9 protein-coding genes are annotated in these 16,672 nt (G+C 57.6%); 3 read left to right on the top strand and 6 right to left on the bottom strand.

What is annotated here, in order from left to right:
• The first annotated feature begins 386 nt into the window (after positions 1–386).
• On the top strand, positions 387–5,171 hold the full coding sequence (locus DC3_RS19780; RefSeq protein WP_146887427.1) for a DUF4132 domain-containing protein: 4,785 nt from the start codon (positions 387–389) through the stop codon (positions 5,169–5,171).
• A 480-nt stretch (positions 5,172–5,651) separates the two neighbouring features.
• Here DC3_RS19780 and DC3_RS19775 read toward each other — a convergent pair whose 3' ends face one another.
• The 3 genes from DC3_RS19775 to DC3_RS19765 all read right to left on the bottom strand — a co-directional run bounded on the left by DC3_RS19775 (position 5,652) and on the right by DC3_RS19765 (position 9,675).
• On the bottom strand, positions 5,652–7,841 hold the full coding sequence (locus DC3_RS19775; protein WP_186816143.1) for an RCC1 domain-containing protein: 2,190 nt from the start codon (positions 7,839–7,841) through the stop codon (positions 5,652–5,654).
• A gap of 565 nt (positions 7,842–8,406) precedes the next feature.
• Positions 8,407–8,940, bottom strand: a complete 534-nt coding sequence (locus tag DC3_RS19770; RefSeq protein WP_146887423.1) for a phosphatase domain-containing protein — start codon at positions 8,938–8,940, stop codon at positions 8,407–8,409.
• Positions 8,941–9,066: 126 nt separating this feature from the next.
• Positions 9,067–9,675: a DUF3841 domain-containing protein gene (locus DC3_RS19765; protein ID WP_146887421.1), complete on the bottom strand. Its 609-nt coding sequence runs from the start codon at positions 9,673–9,675 to the stop codon at positions 9,067–9,069.
• A gap of 915 nt (positions 9,676–10,590) precedes the next feature.
• On the opposite strand from DC3_RS19765, the gene recQ reads away from it, so the two are divergent.
• Positions 10,591–13,158 (top strand): DNA helicase RecQ, encoded by a 2,568-nt coding sequence (gene recQ, locus DC3_RS19760; RefSeq protein WP_146887419.1) that lies wholly within the window; start codon positions 10,591–10,593, stop codon positions 13,156–13,158.
• 49 nt (positions 13,159–13,207) lie between these two features.
• Here the strand turns inward: recQ and DC3_RS19755 are convergent, their stop codons facing one another.
• Positions 13,208–13,510 (bottom strand): GIY-YIG nuclease family protein, encoded by a 303-nt coding sequence (locus DC3_RS19755; protein ID WP_146887417.1) that lies wholly within the window; start codon positions 13,508–13,510, stop codon positions 13,208–13,210.
• Positions 13,511–14,003: 493 nt separating this feature from the next.
• Here DC3_RS19755 and DC3_RS19750 point away from each other — a divergent pair, with 493 nt between their 5' ends.
• The gene (locus DC3_RS19750; RefSeq protein WP_146887415.1) at positions 14,004–14,339 is read left to right on the top strand and encodes a hypothetical protein; all 336 of its coding nucleotides are present in this window, start codon (positions 14,004–14,006) and stop codon (positions 14,337–14,339) included.
• Between the two features lie 83 nt (positions 14,340–14,422).
• On the opposite strand, the gene DC3_RS19745 is transcribed toward DC3_RS19750, so the two are convergent.
• A complete protein-coding gene (locus DC3_RS19745; protein ID WP_222594805.1) occupies positions 14,423–15,547 on the bottom strand; it encodes an FAD-dependent oxidoreductase in 1,125 nt (374 codons plus the stop codon).
• Between the two features lie 45 nt (positions 15,548–15,592).
• Positions 15,593–16,639 carry an Atu2307/SP_0267 family LLM class monooxygenase gene (locus DC3_RS19740; RefSeq protein ID WP_146887414.1) on the bottom strand — a complete coding sequence of 349 codons (1,047 nt, stop codon included), beginning with the start codon at positions 16,637–16,639 and terminating at the stop codon, positions 15,593–15,595.
• Positions 16,640–16,672 lie beyond the last annotated feature (33 nt).

Raw genomic sequence — 16,672 nt, 5'->3', positions numbered from 1 at the left:
TTACCTTCTCAACACCGATACTTTGAGCTGCTGGGCCAGATGAGAAGAAACCGTGCACGCCAGGTTGAAAGGCCAGTCTCCAGAGGATCTGGCAATTTCGACTGTGACCGTGATGGAAGGGGAGTATGGCCTGGTACAGCGGTGGATTTATCCAGGAGTGTCAGGATATGACACATGGGCACCCCGTTGTGTTTACGTTATTAACATAATGCGCTACACTGGGATGGAAAGGGTCACAACAAGGTGAAGGTGTTTTTTACCGGACTGAACTGGTCTTCAAGCAAAAGGAACACTCCGTTTTTGTCTTTCAACATTCTGAGAATCCTTTCCAACGACAGGCCCTCTTTCACCATTTTTTGCAAGTTTTGTTCAGGAGGATCACCCTTATGTCTGCTGAGAACAACTCCGAATTGCAAGGGTTTCAAATTGACTGGGAAACACATTTCAACTTCAGGGTCAGCCAGGCCCCTGCACACCTTGCAGAGCTGGCCAGACGGCTTGAGAAAATGGCAGGCACCAAAGGCTCTGAGCCTGGACATGACCCAGCCCTGGTGGAAGCCAGAATTCAGGACTTCGAGCAGGTCCCAGGCCTGATTGAGGCCCTGACCCAGGCCGACCGTACGGCACTCTTTGCCCTGATGTTTCCTCACTTCCCAGAACGGATTGAACAGACCCGACCCAGCCTGGGGGAGTTGATCGCGATGTGGCAGATGACCCGCCCATATGACCAGGATCTGTTGTGGTTTGCCACCTGGAGTGACCGCCTGTCGTACTGGACGCATGGACTGGGCCCCTTGCTGGCCACAGCCATCAATCAGGGGGACCAGGAGGTGTTTGCCCTGCTCAAAAATGCAACCCAGGACGAGTTGCAGTGGAGCATGAGGGGCCGACATGCCGTTTATGCCCTGCTGACCAGCCAGAGCACAGAAGCCCTGGACCATCTGGAAAAACTGCTGCTTCTGGCCCATAAACAAGCAGGCCTCAGGGAAGTGATCATGCAAACCTTCCGGTTTGCCCGCCCAGAGGCGTTCTGGCGCATGGTGACCCTGATTCTGGATCAAGACCTTCTGCGGTTTCCAGAGGTGATGGAAATGCTGCACCATCAGCTGAATGGGTTGTCAACCGGGGCGGACCGCAAGGTGCTGGAAAGCCAGCTGAACATGTTGATGGTTTGCAAACAAGACCAGGACCAGGCCCTGAAATGGATCAGGGAAGGTTCGGGACAGGAGGTGTTCATGGCCCTGTGGTTCTTTGCAAAGGAAGACCCGCCCAGGTGCCTGGAGCTGGGTGCTCCCCTTTTGCACGATGAAAATACAGAGCGCAGGTACGCTGCAGCCCTGTTGTTGCAAAAGACCCATCACACTGAACTGCTGAAATCCACCCACATCCTGCTCAGGGACCCTGACTTGCGGATTTGCAGCCTGGGACTGCTGGGCCTTCAGAGGTCCCACAACCAGCAACTGAACCCTCAGCACTTCACGGATTTTGACCGTCTTTACGATCTGGTGCTCGAACTGCTTGACCGCCTTCCCCCTGAGCCCCAACATCATCCACTGGTGTGGCCCTGGGCAGGCAAGATCATGGGAAGGGACAGTGCCCACCTGTTGATTTCAGTGCTGGGCCAGCGACCCCTGACCGATTTGATCCCCCACATGCCCAGAATGTCTCCCAGAGAGCACATTGCTTTGATGTGTTCCCTGATGGAGCGGTTTCCGAATGACCCTCTGGTGCGCAGGATGCACCTTGAGAGCATGGCCCATCCAGACAAATATGTCTACAACAAAGCTTTTGACCTGACCACCACCTTCGAATATGAATCGGAAGATGCCAGAGTCAACAGGGACTGGACCAGAGGCAAGCTCAAAATCCTGGAACTCACCGAAGAGCAGGCCCAGTTTGTGGAAGGGTTGCTGGTGCGCAAAACCGCTGAACTGCGCAAAAAGACCCTGAAGTTTCTGGCAGCGCAGCCCCTGCAGAGTGTCCTGGCCTCGGTGAACCGGCTCACCCGACAGGGCAAAACCGAACTGCGTCAGGCTGGACTGGAACTGCTGGAAACCCTGAGCAAGGACCATCCTGCAGCCCCCGAAGTGAAAGAGGGCATCCAGCAATTGCTGGGTCATTTTGTGCCCAGAAATCCAAACGAAGCCCAGCGTTTTGCAAGGTTTCAGGCTCCAGAAGCCCAGCCCAGCCTGAAAGACGGACTGGGGTTGTTTGACCCGGACCTTTTTTCTCCGTACACCCCTCCAGTCTGGCAAGAGCGGCCCTATGCATCCAGTGACCTGCACAACTGGTTGCTGAAACTGGATGGCTTGTTGCTGGACCATCAGGACACTCTGGTGTCTTTGACCAGCTGGAGGTGGGAGGGGGAATTGCAATTCCCCCTGAGCCACTTCTTCAAGTTCCATTCCTGCTCCGATCTGAATCACCAGAAGGTTTTTCCCCTGGCTGAGGTGTGGCAGGACTGGTGGGAAGGCAGGCCCCATCCCCAGGACCATGACATGACCCATCTGGAGTGGATGTTTGACCGCCTGAGGGGTGCGGACGCACCAAAATACGCTCCTCATCCCCTGCTCCGTGGCCTTCCGCTGCTGACCCATCTTGGGTCCCGTGTGGAACTGATCGGGTGTATTTTCAGGTTTCTCAAGAGGGAGGGGGTTCACCCTGCTGGAATTGACTTTTTGCTGGACGCATTTGAGAGCCACCTCAGTGTGGTGGACCTGTGGGCTCCAGTGCCTTCACCCACTTCAGATGAACCCCAGCATCCCCTGTTTCACAACCGCTGGCACCACATCGATTATCAGCAGAGGTTGAACTGGCAGGACTTCAAACTCGCTGATTTCAATGCACAGCAGCTGGGACGGCTGTGGAACCTGCTGTTGTGGATGAACAGGGGGGTTCCCAGAGACGTGCAGGTATGCATGAGGGCATGGCAACTGGGTCTGGCGAGTGAAAACGATGTGATGCGTGTTCACATCAGCGAGAACGCTTTTGCTGGTGTGTCCAGGAAACCGGATCCTGCCTCACCTTTTTATGCCTTGCGGCCCCTGTTCATGCGGCTTCAGGACCGGATTCTGGAGGTGGAGACCACCCGGAATGACCCTCCCACCGTGGCCACCCCGCTGGCACAGCGCCTGTCTTCCGTGCTGGGGGCAAGACACACCCTGAAACTGCTCTCGCTGCTGGGAGATGCTTCCATGACCCTCAAACGGGTGAAAAAGGAGCTTGAGAACAGCAAAAAGAACGTGTTTTCCCACCTGCTCAGGGTGTCTTTTCCCGATCCCACCGACACCCCAGAGGAATTCTCCCGCCTGGTGAAAGTGCACCAGCTTTCGGAAGAGCGACTGCTGGAACTTGTGGTTTATGCTCCCCAATGGGCAAAAATGGTAGAAGGGCACCTGGGCTGGACAGGGCTGTCCAGTGCGGTCCACTGGCTGCATGGCCACACCAGAGACGAGGGCACCCTGGCCGACCACCGGGTTCGGGAAAGCTGGGAAGCCGAAATCAGTGAACACACTTCACTCACTGCAGAAGAACTTGTGAATGGTGGGGTGGATGTGCAGTGGTTCAGGAAGACCCTTGGCCAGCTGGGAGAACAGAGGTTTGCAAAACTCTGCAAGGCTTCCCGTTACCTCTCAGGCACAGGAGCACACAAACGGGCTGAACTTTTTGCCCGGACCCTGCTGGGGGGGACACCTGAAGGGGACCTCAGAGAAGCAGTGGTTCAAAAAAGGCACCAGGACTCGGTGCGAGCACTGGGTCTGTTGCCCCATCTGGACCAGCAAAGCATGCTCTCCATTTACCGTCTCATGCAGACTTTTCTGAAGGAAAGTCGCCAATGGGGAGCCCAGCGACAGGCCAGTGAACAGCTGGCTGTCCAGATGGGCCTGGGAAACCTGGCCAGAGCGGCGGGTTTCCCAGATCCTGAGCGCATGATGTGGCAGATGGAAACCCTGGAAGCCACCCACCTGAATGGTTTGCAGGTGCAACAGGAGGGGGTTACCCTGACCCTGCAGGTGGACCTTGCCGGCAACGCCAGCATCCACACTGAGAGGGCAGGCAAAACCCTGAAGTCCATTCCAGCAGGCCTGCGCAAACATCCTGAGGTGGTTTTGCTGCTGGAAGCCAGAGACAGGTTGCGGGAACAGAAAATCCGCATGCGAGAAGCTCTGGAAAAGGCCATGCTCAGGGGAGACCATTTTGAGCAGGCCGAACTCTTTTCCCTCTCTGCCCATCCGGTGCTGGGACCCATGTTGCAAAGCCTGGTGTGGTTGCAGGGTGAACGGGATCTGGTGCTGGTGGATGGACAGGGCCTGATGGGCCTGCAGGGTTCAGTCCCTCTTACAGGGGAAGCCTGCCGCATTGCCCATCCCCATGACCTCTACAGCTCGGGCCAGTGGAGGTCATGGCAAAAACACTGTTTTGATCAGCAGATCCAGCAGCCTTTCAAACAGGTGTTCAGGGAACTGTACCTGGTGACCCCGCCAGAACAGAGCTTGCTGGAAAGCAGCCGTTACGCAGGTCAGCAGGTGAAAGTGCCCCAGACCCTGGCCCTCCTGAAAACCCTCCAGTGGATCAAGGTGCCTGATCATGGATTTCAAAGACAGGCTTACCGGAAAACCTTCCATGGACATGACCTCAGCGTCTGGGTGGAATTTCAAGAAAGCCATGGGACTCTCTTGCAGGGAGAGAGCCTGACGGTGGCGTCGGTGAAATTCATGGTGCCTGCAGAGTGGGATCCTGAGCCCTTGCCCCTTGCAGCAGTGCCTCCCAGGCTGTTCAGCGAGGCCATGCGTGACCTCGATCTGGTGGTCAGTGTGGCCCATGTGGGAGGGGTCGATCCTGAAGCCACCCTTTCCACCCTCGAAATGCGGGCGGACCTTTTGCGTGAAACCATCCGCCTGCTCAGGATCGACAATGTGCAACTGAAAGGTTCCCGGGCCTGGATTGCTGGACATTATGGCAATTACACCGTTCATCTGGGTTCTGGAACGGTGCTGCGTCAACCTGGAGGAGCGGTTTGCATTGTGCCAGTTTCCACCCAATCCGCCGGGCGGATTTTCCTGCCCTTTGCAGACCCTGATCCCAGGGCGGCAGAAGTGATTTCCAAAGTGCTGATGCTGGCAAAAGACCACCAGATTCAGGACCCCAGCATCCTGCAACAGTTGATCTAATGTTTTCCCTCCAGAAGCGGAGCAAACTTCAAGCGTTGGTGAGGTGCAAGGAGGGTACAGCCAGCAGTCAAAAACCTTTGGAGAAAGCATCACAGCAACTGAACCCTCTCAGGCAGCCCTGCAAAAAATTCCTGTAAGGCTGTGAAGTCAGCTTAAAGAGCCCCTCCTGCACAGGAAGGAGCAAATTCCTCAATTGCTTTTGCGCCTGGGTTGTGTGATGCTGCTTTGATGCACATTTCCTGGGAAAAGCACCGGCTGGCTCTTGGTATGGCCCCTCAATGGGGGTGATGAATCAGAGCATCGGTGAGCTGGTAGAAGCGTTTTTCTGGCCGGGCTTCTCCCAGGTAAACCCCGGGAAAGTCTTGTGTGGGATGTAGAAACATACCCTCCAGTTTAATTCTGGAGGGTACTTTGAGTGGAACAACAACTTGTGGTCAACGATAAGCATGATTGAGGGGCACGGATGCAATCTCAACTTGTTCAAGGATCAGTGAGCACCCTGCTTGGAGCGTAAACATCGGATTCTGTGCCATTCCCAACCTGTCCATTGTAATTTGCTCCCCAGCAGTAAGCTTTTCTGGATGTGCTCACTGCACAGGCCATCTGAAGACCGACCGACAGAGCATCAAATTTCAATGGGCTGAGGATTTTTGTGGGAGCCTCTGATTTCACCGCATCCCCTATGCCCAGTTGACCCCATTCGTTGCTTCCCCAGCAGTAAACTTCTTCGTTGCTGGTGAGGGCACATCGAAAAAAGTCTCCGGGTTGAATATCCGTCACTGGAAGCCCCACGGCCACCTCAATGGGATTGGCGTCAGAGTAAACCGGCTGGTTTGCCAGAGCATTGTGACCCCAGCAGTAGGCTTTCGCTGAGGTGGAGATGCCACATATTTCACCCCGACCCAGGGTGATGCGCTGAAAAGTGAGTGCTGGAGCGGTTCGTATAGGGGTGATGCTTCCATAACCACCGTACTGACCCCAGCAGTGGACTTCCTGTTGCACCGTCAGTCCACATGCATACCATCCTGTGGTTTCAACCTGGGTAAAGGTGAGGCTGGAAGGAATTTGCACTGGGGTATAGGCCCTGACCTGCTGATTGGAACCAAGCAAGTATGCAGCATAGCCTCCCCAGCAGTAAGCGTGGCCGTCCTTGCCAGCCGCACAGGTGGCTTCCTGCCCCACAGAAATTTGTTTGAAGGTCAGGGCCTCGGACACCTGCACAGGGACGTTGCTGCCTTCATTGCTGCCGTTTCCCAGCTGTCCGTTGCCGCCATTTCCCCAGCAATAAGCGTGGCCATCTGCAGTGAGGCCACAGGCATGGGAATTCCCGGTGGCCACAGAAACCAATTTGACTGGACTGGTGATGGGCTGGGCAATCGGGGATTTTTTGAGCCCTGCCAGATTCTCCTGTGGAATGAAACCCCAGCAAGAGACGTCACCTGTTGACGTCACCCCACAGGTGGTGCTGAAATTCGCACTGACTTTTTGAAAGTCCAGGGTGAGAGGCACCGCCGTTACCGTCAGTTGAGCTTCAAGGGTGCGGCCATCAGAGGTGCTGGCTTTCAGACTTGTGGTGCCTGCTTTCCAGGCCGTCACCACCCCTTGAAGGTCGATGCTGGCCACTTCCGGAGCAGTTGAAGTCCACAACGCTGCTTCAGAAGCTTTGATTTGCACACTGCTTCCGACTTCAAGGGAAGCGGGAGGTGCTTTGTCCCACATCAGACGGGAGTACACATGGATCACGGTGGAGGTTCGCACCCCACTGCTGGCGTTGCTGGTGGCCACAACAGTGAAATCACCCGGATCGCTGGACTGAAAACTCACCGTGTTGCCTGAACCAGTGATGCTGCCACCGGACGAAAGCCAGGACACAGAGCCGTCCACCGCATTTTCCACCACAGCCTCCACCGTCACAGGTTCGTTGACCAGGGTGCTGGATTTCTGGAATTTGAGGGAAAGCACAGGATTCAACACCTTGATGTCCATGGAAGCTTGCCGCTGGGGGTTTTCGACACTGATCGCACTGAGGGTAAAATCTCCAGCCTGGGTGGTCTTCAGGGTGGCGGTGTTTCCATTGGTCACCAGGGTGCCCACCTCTGTGCCTGAGAGTTTCCAGGTCACTGCAGGATTTTTGGCGTTGGTCACAGTGGCAGTAAAGGTTTTTTCCTCTCCAAACTTGAGGGTGGTCACCACGGGAGACAGCGCAATTCCAATTTGATCAGTGACTATGATTGTGGCCTGCGCCCGACGCTGATTGTTGGTGCGACTGGTCGCAGTGATGATAAAAGTTCCCGGGGTGGAGGATTTGAACGTCGCTGTGTTCTGTTCAAAGGTCAGTGTGCCTCCAGAGGCCGTCCACACCACTGGAGGCTCATCAGGGTTGTTGAGAAGGGCAGTCAGGTGCAGTGTCTCATTGGTTTTGATGTCTTTGCTGGATGGCTGGATGGTGATTTGCAGTGGAGCAATGATCTTGATGCTGGCAGTCACTTTTTTGGTGTTGTCAGCATCACTGGTGGCCGTCAGGGTGTAATTGCCAGGTGTGTTGCCAGCCGTGTAGGTGGTGTTCAGGCCATTGCTGACCAGGGTGCCTCCTGTGGTGGTCCACTGAATTTTGGTGTTGCTGGTGTTTTTGAGGGTGGCTGTAAACACCTGCTGTTGGCCTGTTTCCATTTGGACAGCAGTGGGTGTCAGGATGATTTCCACAGGTGGAGGAGGTGGGTTGCTCCCACAAGCAAAGAGCAAGGGAACGAGCAGCAAAATACGGGTGGACTGGGGAAATTTAAACATTTCTGGACCTCACCTTGAGAACCAGAGCAGTGTAGCACCTCTGTAATTGTTGGAAGTGTGAAAATCGAATGTGAAATACCTGAACCAGGGAGGAAGGGGCCTTTCTGCCAGCAGCGTGACCCTTCCTCCCTGGTCCTTCTTCTCCCGCCTATCCTTCTCCGGTAAGGGCTTTTATCGCAGGCGAGTTGAGCCCAGTTCAATTTCAAACCTCAAACTTTTCATTGAGATTCATCAGGACAACCTTGCCTCCCAGGGACTTGCTGGTCATTCATTGACCGGTCCAGGTTCGTCGCCCTATCCATTGCTCTTTCCCCTCTGGATTCCCTGCACAACAGTCATAAAAGGATGTTGGGGTGATCAGGGAAGAGGAGACCTGGATGGGCTTTCTTGAAACTGCGGCTCTGTAAGCGGAGTCTCTGCACACCGTAAGATTCACAGGGAATCCTGGTCAGGGGGCCGTTTTCCAGTTCAGCACGAAGTCTTCCTGTTCAGCCCTCTCAATTGTTCCTGGTCTGGCCTCCCGCACAGCTGTGACACTCTGGGCAGGTTCAAAGCCATGGAGTTCCTGCAGCAAGATGGCCGCCAGCAACCCGGTGCGGCCGAGCCCACCCAGACAGTGAATGGTGAAGGTGGCACCCTGCTGGTAAAGCTCTGTCAGATGTTGCACAAACGCCTTGAAAGCAGGGACATCTTCAGGAATGCTGCCATCCACAATCGGGTAATGCAGGTGTTGCAGTCCGCTCTGGCGGGTTGCTTCTGATAAATCTGGAATGTGCCACTGCCGGAGCTCGAAGTCCTCCATCAGGGTAACCAGGTGGGTGGTTCCATACACGTCACGCAAACGGGTCAGGTCCTGCCCCAGGTCACGGTTGTGCACTGTGCCCGTCCATGCCCCTTTGCCTTTCTTGCCAGGTGCAAAAGTCATGTGAATGCGGGTGCCTGGAACATGGGGTGCGAGAATGGACGGAATGGTCTGTGTCATGGGAACCTCCCCTGGCTGTAGTGTATTCTCATAGATGGTTTTAAAAGTATGTGCTTGATGAGAAAATGTGTGTGATCTGCTTTCAGAGGCGAATGTTCAACTGGCATTTCTAGTGTCAAGGCTGTCCTAGTACGCCCGTGTGGTGAGGTGCTTCTCCCAGGTTTCCCTGGCGTATTGCAGATGTTCCACCTTCACCACATCACGTTGACGGATTTCCCACAGGGTGCCCTGCAGCCACATGGTTTTGGGGTTCTCAGATTCATACACATGCCTGAGGCACCAGGAAAGGTCCGTGATGCGCCACCAGGTGTCACGGATGAGGCTGGTGCGCCTGGCATCAAACTGGGGCAGATCAGCAATCAGGGTTTCGTAATGGTTGTCTTCCTCTGATTCAAAAACGCAAAGGGCGCGGCTGTTCAGGCAACTGTGCCAGGCATGGAAATCGGACACCAGAATCCGCTCTTCTGGAACCTCCAGTGTGAGCAGCACATGCCCTTTGTAGCGGCTGGTGGGTTTCCGGCCACCGTACCGCTTGCCGGACCTCCCACGAACCCACACCCATATGGGGTAACTGTCTGGGGAGGGGGGTGGCCCCAGCCGCTCATGCATCATGTCCCTGAGGACATCATAGGCATGAACAAAATCCTGGTCCACGTACTTTCTTTCTCCTCTGAGCACCCCATGCTTTTGCAGCACCTCAAACGCCTCAATGGTCTGGTGGGACCAGACTTTCATGTGCACCTGCCGGGTTTGTACATGCAAAAAGTGTATAAAGACGTGCTGTATGGGGCATCCTTCAAATGGCAGATTTGTCCTGAGTCAAATGGATCATGTCTCCCCTGGATTTTCAACCTCAGTTTGCAGTGGAAAGGTCATCTGCAACCACCCACAAATCATCAGGCCCCGGGCTGTACCATGAAGAAGAATCCGGTTCGCTTGCTTGTGGGACACCAGGTAATGGAGGTTTTCAAAGACCACCGGGCAAATGAAGCCCGTGTCTGGCCTCACAGAAGGGATGAACAATGAATAAAACCATGTGCTGCTGGTGGCCCTGTTGTTGATGGGAACCGCACTGGCCGACAGTCAAGAATGTTATGACGCCTACATTGGTGGTCACCACAGATCCAGTGAAGCTTGCTGCGTCCACCACAGAGGATTTGATTTCTCACTTGCGAGTGGACGAAAACGACAGGCATGAGACCTATGGCCAGAGTCCACCGGCGACCTGTTGGGAGGTGACCTTGCTTTACGTCAGACGGGTGATCACCTTCCAGGCGGATCGGGAGTCAAACCCGCCCCCCAGGTGGGTACAGGACCAGGTGTGGTCCAGTAGGGCAATCCAGCGGCACCTTACGGGCCTGGGCGGCTGGTGCGAGGTGTTATGACTTGTCGGGGCTGGCTGGAACCTGATGGGTAATCCAGCGTTATGGGAGGGCATTTTCGGATGCAAAACTTCCGCAGGATCTGCAAACTTTGCTGGAGTACTGCCGGACGGGGCGTTCCCTCTTCCTGTTTGTCGCCTGAGGAGGATGTGCCCTGTGGAACAGGGTTTGATTCAAAAGGGCGGACCACCCTCAGGTGCTGGGTGCCCGAACAGGCCAGCACCCATCGTTCATTCTGTATGAGGCAGAATGAAGTAAACTGAATGGGATGCAAGGTGATGTCCTCCTCCAAGCCCGCTCGATGCTGCAACGCGTCTGGGGATACGACCAATTCCGGGGAATTCAGGAAGAGATCGTCCACACCGTCGCCCAGGGCCAGCATGCCCTCGTCCTCATGCCCACCGGTGGCGGGAAGAGCCTGTGTTACCAGCTTCCGAGCCTGCTGCGGCCCGGTGTTGGTATCGTCGTGTCCCCCCTGATCGCCCTGATGAAGGACCAGGTCGACACCCTGCGTCAACTCGGGTTGCGGGCGGCTTACCTGAATTCCACCCTGTCCCCCTCGGCTTCCCGGGCCGTCGAACAGGCCCTCCAGACGGGGCAACTCGACCTGCTCTACATCGCCCCGGAACGCCTCCTCCTCCCACGCACGCTGGAATTGCTGCACAGAGCCGAGATCAGTCTCTTCGCCGTGGATGAAGCGCACTGCGTTTCGCAATGGGGGCATGACTTCCGCCCGGAGTACCAGCAGCTCCATGTCCTGGAAACCGAGTTCCCGCAGGTGCCTCGCCTCGCCTTGACCGCCACAGCCGATGAGCGGACCCGTGCGGACATCCGCCAGGTCCTGGGCCTGCAAGGTGCCCCGGAGTTCCTTTCGAGCTTCGACCGTCCGAACATCACCTACCGGGTGGCGACCAAAGAACGCCCCAGGCAACAGCTGCTGGACTTCATCCAGACTGAACACCCCGGTGACGCTGGTGTCGTCTACTGCCTCTCCAGGCGTTCCGTCGAGGAAACCGCACTGTGGCTTCAGGAACAGGGCCTGCCGGTGGTGGCGTATCACGCCGGACTGTCGCAGGAGGAACGGAGCCTGGCGCAGGAGCGGTTTCTGAACGAGGAAGGCATCATCGTGGTGGCCACTGTGGCCTTCGGCATGGGGATTGACAAACCGAATGTGCGGTTCGTGGCGCACCTGGACTTGCCGAAAAGCCTGGAAGGCTACTACCAGGAGACCGGCCGGGCCGGGCGCGATGGCCTGCCCAGCACAGCGTGGATGGTGTATGGGCTTCAGGACGTCGTGAACGTGCGCCGGATGCTCCAGGAGAGTGACGCTCCAGAAGAGGTCAAGCGCGTGGAAGCGAGCAAGCTCACGGCGCTTTTGACGTATTGCGAGACGGCTCAGTGCCGTCGTCAGATCCTCCTGGGGTACTTTGGCGAAACGTACCGGGGGCCGTGCGGGAATTGCGATGTGTGCCTGAACCCGCCGTCGGTCCGGGACATGACCCGGGAAGCGCAGATGGCCCTCTCGGCAGCGGTCCGTACCGGGAACCGCTATGGGGCCGCGTACCTGATCGACATTCTGCTTGGGAAGGAAAACGACAAGAACGGTCGGCACCGGACGCTGCCGACCTATGGGATCGGGAAGGAGCATGACGCGAAGGTGTGGGGCAGTGTGCTCCGGCAGCTCGTGAGCCTGGGGTACCTGACGGCCGGGCCGTTTCAGGGGTTGACGACCACACCCCAGGCGAGACTGATCCTGACGGGTGCACAGACGTTGTTGCTGCGGGAGGACACCTTGCAGCCGGCGAAGCGGAGTCGGGAGAAAAAGCAGGCGACAGGGGCGGTGGTGGCCGCGGAGGACAGAGCCTTGTTCCAGGCGTTGCGGAGCTGGCGGGCGGAGAGGGCATCAGGGTTGAAGGTGCCGCCGTATGTGATTTTCAGTGACGCGACTTTGAAGGCGATTGCTGAATTGCGGCCGGACAGCTTGCAGGGTCTGGGGCAAGTCAGTGGGATTGGGGAGCGGCGACTCGCGGACTACGGCAGGGAAGTCTTGCGGATCGTGGGAAGTGGGGCCCATGAGGGACCGTCCCGACCCCGGGGGACGGTGCAGGCACACGAACTGGGTCTCGGGTCGGTGCGAGGGGCGATGGGATCAGCCCAGCCCGTGCTGCCCCTTCAGCGTGCGGAACCACCTCGCTTGCAGGCCGGGAGTGAACCGAATGTGCCACCGACCGCGAGGCACCCTGAGTCGCTGGAAAGATCGGTCGAATGGTCGGCCTTTGCTGTGGAGATGCCAGCTCCAGCGAGGATGGACAAGATTCAGGCGGATGATGGGGTCGGGTCAGGGGGTGCGTCTTCGGCTCCACCTGAGGGAGCAGTTGCCGTGGCGCTGACGGAGGTGCGCCGGGCACTGGCCCGGGAAACGGGACATGCAGCGTACCTGGTGTTCCCGAATGCCACATTGACCGCCCTGGCAGAGCGGGCGCCCCGAACGATGTCCGATTTGGTGGGCATCCCAGGGCTGGGTCCCAGGCGCATCGAACAGTATGGCGAACAGATTCTGGAGGCCATCCAGACCGCACTCGGCACTTCCACACCCATCGAGAAGCCTGCCTCCGGTGAACGCAGGCCTTCAGCGACCGTTGAAGGTCAGGACCTGCCGGCCCTTCTCGAACGACTTGCCAGAGACCTCCGAAGTGGCCGCGTTCAGGTTGCCCCTGTCCTCCCGGAGCGTGTTTTGCATGAATTATCCGTTGCAGATGCCGAATTCCCTGGGTGGCACGTTCAGGATCAGGAAGGTGTCCTGACGCTCGTTCTTCGAGTGAGGCAGCAGGAATAGAGAGGGCAGTCTGCTGGAACCATGGTGTGTCTGGCCAGGCTGTAGCTTTTCACCTGAATTTCAGTGTCTGCTGGAGCACCTCAAGGAAGAACTGATCCCGGTCCACCTGCAGAGGAAAGGTGGATGTGAGGCGCTTCAGGGTTTCACCAGGCAGTCGCACAGACAGGGTTTGGAGTTGTGGGTCACTGCCTATCTCATCCAGGTAGTAGCCACAATTCGGATCATTTGACTGGTGGTGCCTCACCCAGTGCAGTTCTCTTTCAGCGAGGACCTGTGGATCTGTGCTGTCCACCAGCTCCAGAATCTCAAATTCAAAGGCTTTCAGCCCATGTACGTCACAATCGGCTTGCAACAGTTGGTTGTGACGGCTTTCCCGCAAATCACACAGGTGGGCCGGAAGGCTCCCAACCAGGGTTCAGACTGACTTTTGGTGAGGTTTTTGAAACAGAACCTGTGGCCTTGGACTGGATTGATTCCAGCTTGGCACAGGGCGTCTCATCCTGCTGGATGCCGTGCCACATTGCTTTTTTCTGTGTGGGTGCATGCTGGTTGGACCTCAGGAAGACCCATGACCCCAGAACACCTGACCGTGGTCTCTCAGCAACTGCAACATGCCCTGGCCCAGTCCGAACTCCTTTTCTGTTTTTACACCCACCCACAGGACATCCAGGAGGTGACCACCTTCCACCTGTCTCCTCTTGAGGCACCTGAACCGTGCACAGTGGATACCTTTGCCCGGCAAGTCACCTCTCCAGGCATCCGTCCCCATCTGCATTTTGAGTTCACCCATGAGTTGCCTCTGGAACTCCTGTGCTTGCAGGTGAAGTACCACCTGCAATGGCTTCATGCTTCAACCTGCCCAGGAGTACTTGCAACTGTTCTTCAAACCGGACGGTGTGCAGCGGTGGGGTGGCCTGAGAGGAGGGAGAAACCTGTGGGTGGCCCGCATGCAACTGGAGTTGGGGGAACTCAGGGAAGCCCTGACCCTGGTGAATCTGGGGTTGCAACTGATGTGGATTTTCTCCAGGGACATCGACCAGCAGCCAGAGAAGAACCGGCAGCGCATTCAGGAGCACCTGCTGTTTCGGCAGGAAGTGGTGCGAAGGTTGCTGGCCAGTGACCCGGACGACCTGGAGGATTTGAAGGTGATTTTGGAGGACACCCGTCAGACCCTGAAGTGACTGGAGACCGCACCCCTGAAAAAGGATGAAGACTGATGTTCATCCCACTGCCAATGGCTTACTGCATTTCCCGCCACCAGGGATCAGGTGATTCCCAGAAAAGCACACAGTTCCTGCACTGCGGCCCTTCCTGCCCGGTTGGCGCCGATGGTGGACGCGGATGGTCCATGGCCCACCAGGTGAATGCGTGGGTCTCTGGCGACCTGGGTGGCGAGCCGTCCGGTCAGGGTGATCCCTCCGGTGTCTTCCCTGAGGTTCACGGGAGAGAGGTGGCTGAGGCTGCTGCGAAACCCGGTGCACCACAAAATCACATCCACGTGCAGGCTCCTTCCATCCTCCCAGACCACCCCCTTTTCGGTGATGTGCTGGAACATCGGCAGGCGCGACAGCACCCCGCGCTGCTGCATGGCCTCGACCTGCGGGGTCCACATCAGTCCGGTGACCGACACCACCGACTCCGGTTCCAGCCCTGCCCTCACCCGGGCTTCCACCAGGCTCACTGCTGCCCGACCTGCCTCGTCATCAAACGGTCCTTTGCGAAACTCCGGTTCCCGTCGGGTCACCCAGGTGGTCTCTGTGACCTGTGAGATTTCATCGAGGAGTTGCAGGGCAGAAATCCCCCCTCCGACAATGAGCACATGCTGCCCCAGGAAGTCATGGGGGTTCTGGTAGTCCTGGGTGTGGAGTTGCCTGCCCAGAAACCGCTCCCTGCCGGGCACGTCTGGAATGAAGGGGGTGTTCCAGGTTCCGGTGGCGTTGATGATGCCCCGGGTGGAAACAGGCCCCTGGTCGGTCTGGACCTGCAGGCGGTGGTCTGCCCGGTCCGTCACCTGCAGCACCCTGACCGGGCGGTAGACCGGTAACCCAAAGCGCTTTTCATACTCCGCGAAGTACTCTGGGACGGCAAGGCGGGCCTGCACGCTGGAGAGGGCTTCTCCTGTGGTCTCTGTGAACCTCATCCCTGGCAGGTCATGCACCCGGTTCACCGTGGAGAGGGTCAGGGTGGGCCAGCGGTGCTGCCACGCACCACCCGGAAAGGGGTTGGCGTCGAGGACCACGAAACCCTTGCCAGGGGGGACCCCCTGTTTTTTCAGGTGGTAGGCGGCAGAAAGTCCTGCCTGCCCGGCACCGATCACCACGATGTCCGTCCGCAGGGCCACGCCAGCGGCCCCTGCGGGCATGGGGTGTTGTGAAGTGGGTTCATTCATGTGGGGCCTCCTGCAAGGTCCTCTCCCAGCACCTGGCTGTTTTTTTCATTTGTTTAGCTGGGCGAGGCGTTCTTGCACCCGGGGACGCACCTGCTGGCCCAGCATTTCGATGGCCTGCAGCATCCGGTCGTGGTTCAGCATCACGTTGGTCATCTGAAACGTCAGTCGGGACACCCCTCCGAGCACCTGGTGCACGTGCACAGCCTTTTCCACCACTTCCTCCACGCTGCCCGTCAGGTACGCGCCGGAGGGGCCACATTCGTGGTCAAAGCGGGCCCTGGAGGCGGGGGGCCAGCCCCGTTCCCGTCCGATGACGTTCATCAGGCGTTCGTAACCCGGGTACACCAGGTCCCGGGCAACCTGTCCAGTTTCTGCCACGAAACCAAAGGCGTGCACGCCCACCTTCAACTGTTCTCTGGGGTGGCCTGCCCTTTCACCGGCCTGTCGGTACAGGTCGATGAGGGGACGGAACCGCCGGAAATCCCCGCCGATGATCGCCACCATCAAAGGGAGACCCAGGGTGCCGGCCCGCACAAAGGAAGCCGGGGTGCCGCCCACCCCCACCCAGATGGGAAGCTGCGTTTGATGGGGGCGGGGGTACACCCCGTGACCCGTGAGGGGGGCACGGAACTGTCCCTGCCAGTGCAGGTGGGTGTTGTCCCGCAGTTTCAAAAGCAAGTCGAGTTTCTCCCTGAACAGCGGGTCGTACTGGTTCAGGTCCAGGCCGAACAGGGGGTAGGCTTCGATGGATGACCCACGGCCCGCCACGATCTCTGCCCGGCCCCGGGAGAGCAGGTCGAGGGTGGCAAATTGCTGGAACACCCTCACCGGGTCGTCTGCGGAAAGCACGGTGACGGCGCTGGTCAGCCGGATTCGATTTGTGCGAGAGGCTGCTGCGGCCAGAATCAGGGTGGGTGCACTGTCCAGGTACTCTTTGCGGTGGTGTTCTCCGATGCCGAAAGAGTCAACGCCGGCCCGGTCTGCTGTCTCAATTTCTTCAATCAGGTGGTTCAGGCGGTCTGCCCCGGAGAGGGTGGTGCCGGTGTCGGGGTCGGTCACCACGGCAGCGAAGCTGTCAATTCCAATTTCCATTTTGCTCCTTTTGGTGCTGTCCTGATCTGTCAG

Origin of the sequence: Deinococcus cellulosilyticus NBRC 106333 = KACC 11606, assembly GCF_007990775.1 — a bacterium.
Classification (GTDB): Bacteria; Deinococcota; Deinococci; order Deinococcales; family Deinococcaceae; genus Deinococcus_C; species Deinococcus_C cellulosilyticus.
This window is presented reverse-complemented; position numbering and strand designations above follow the sequence as displayed.

What these genes read in the sequence shown, in the direction of transcription:
- DC3_RS19740 (WP_146887414.1), bottom strand. Translation starts at nt 16,639, where the DNA reads ATGGAAATTGGAATTGACAGCTTCGCTGCCGTGGTGACCGACCCCGAC.
- DC3_RS19780 (WP_146887427.1), top strand. Translation starts at nt 387, where the DNA reads ATGTCTGCTGAGAACAACTCCGAATTGCAAGGGTTTCAAATTGACTGG.
- DC3_RS19770 (WP_146887423.1), bottom strand. Translation starts at nt 8,940, where the DNA reads ATGACACAGACCATTCCGTCCATTCTCGCACCCCATGTTCCAGGCACC.
- recQ (WP_146887419.1), top strand. Translation starts at nt 10,591, where the DNA reads ATGCAAGGTGATGTCCTCCTCCAAGCCCGCTCGATGCTGCAACGCGTC.
- DC3_RS19745 (WP_222594805.1), bottom strand. Translation starts at nt 15,547, where the DNA reads ATGAATGAACCCACTTCACAACACCCCATGCCCGCAGGGGCCGCTGGC.
- DC3_RS19775 (WP_186816143.1), bottom strand. Translation starts at nt 7,841, where the DNA reads ATGGAAACAGGCCAACAGCAGGTGTTTACAGCCACCCTCAAAAACACC.
- DC3_RS19765 (WP_146887421.1), bottom strand. Translation starts at nt 9,675, where the DNA reads ATGAAAGTCTGGTCCCACCAGACCATTGAGGCGTTTGAGGTGCTGCAA.
- DC3_RS19750 (WP_146887415.1), top strand. Translation starts at nt 14,004, where the DNA reads ATGCTTCAACCTGCCCAGGAGTACTTGCAACTGTTCTTCAAACCGGAC.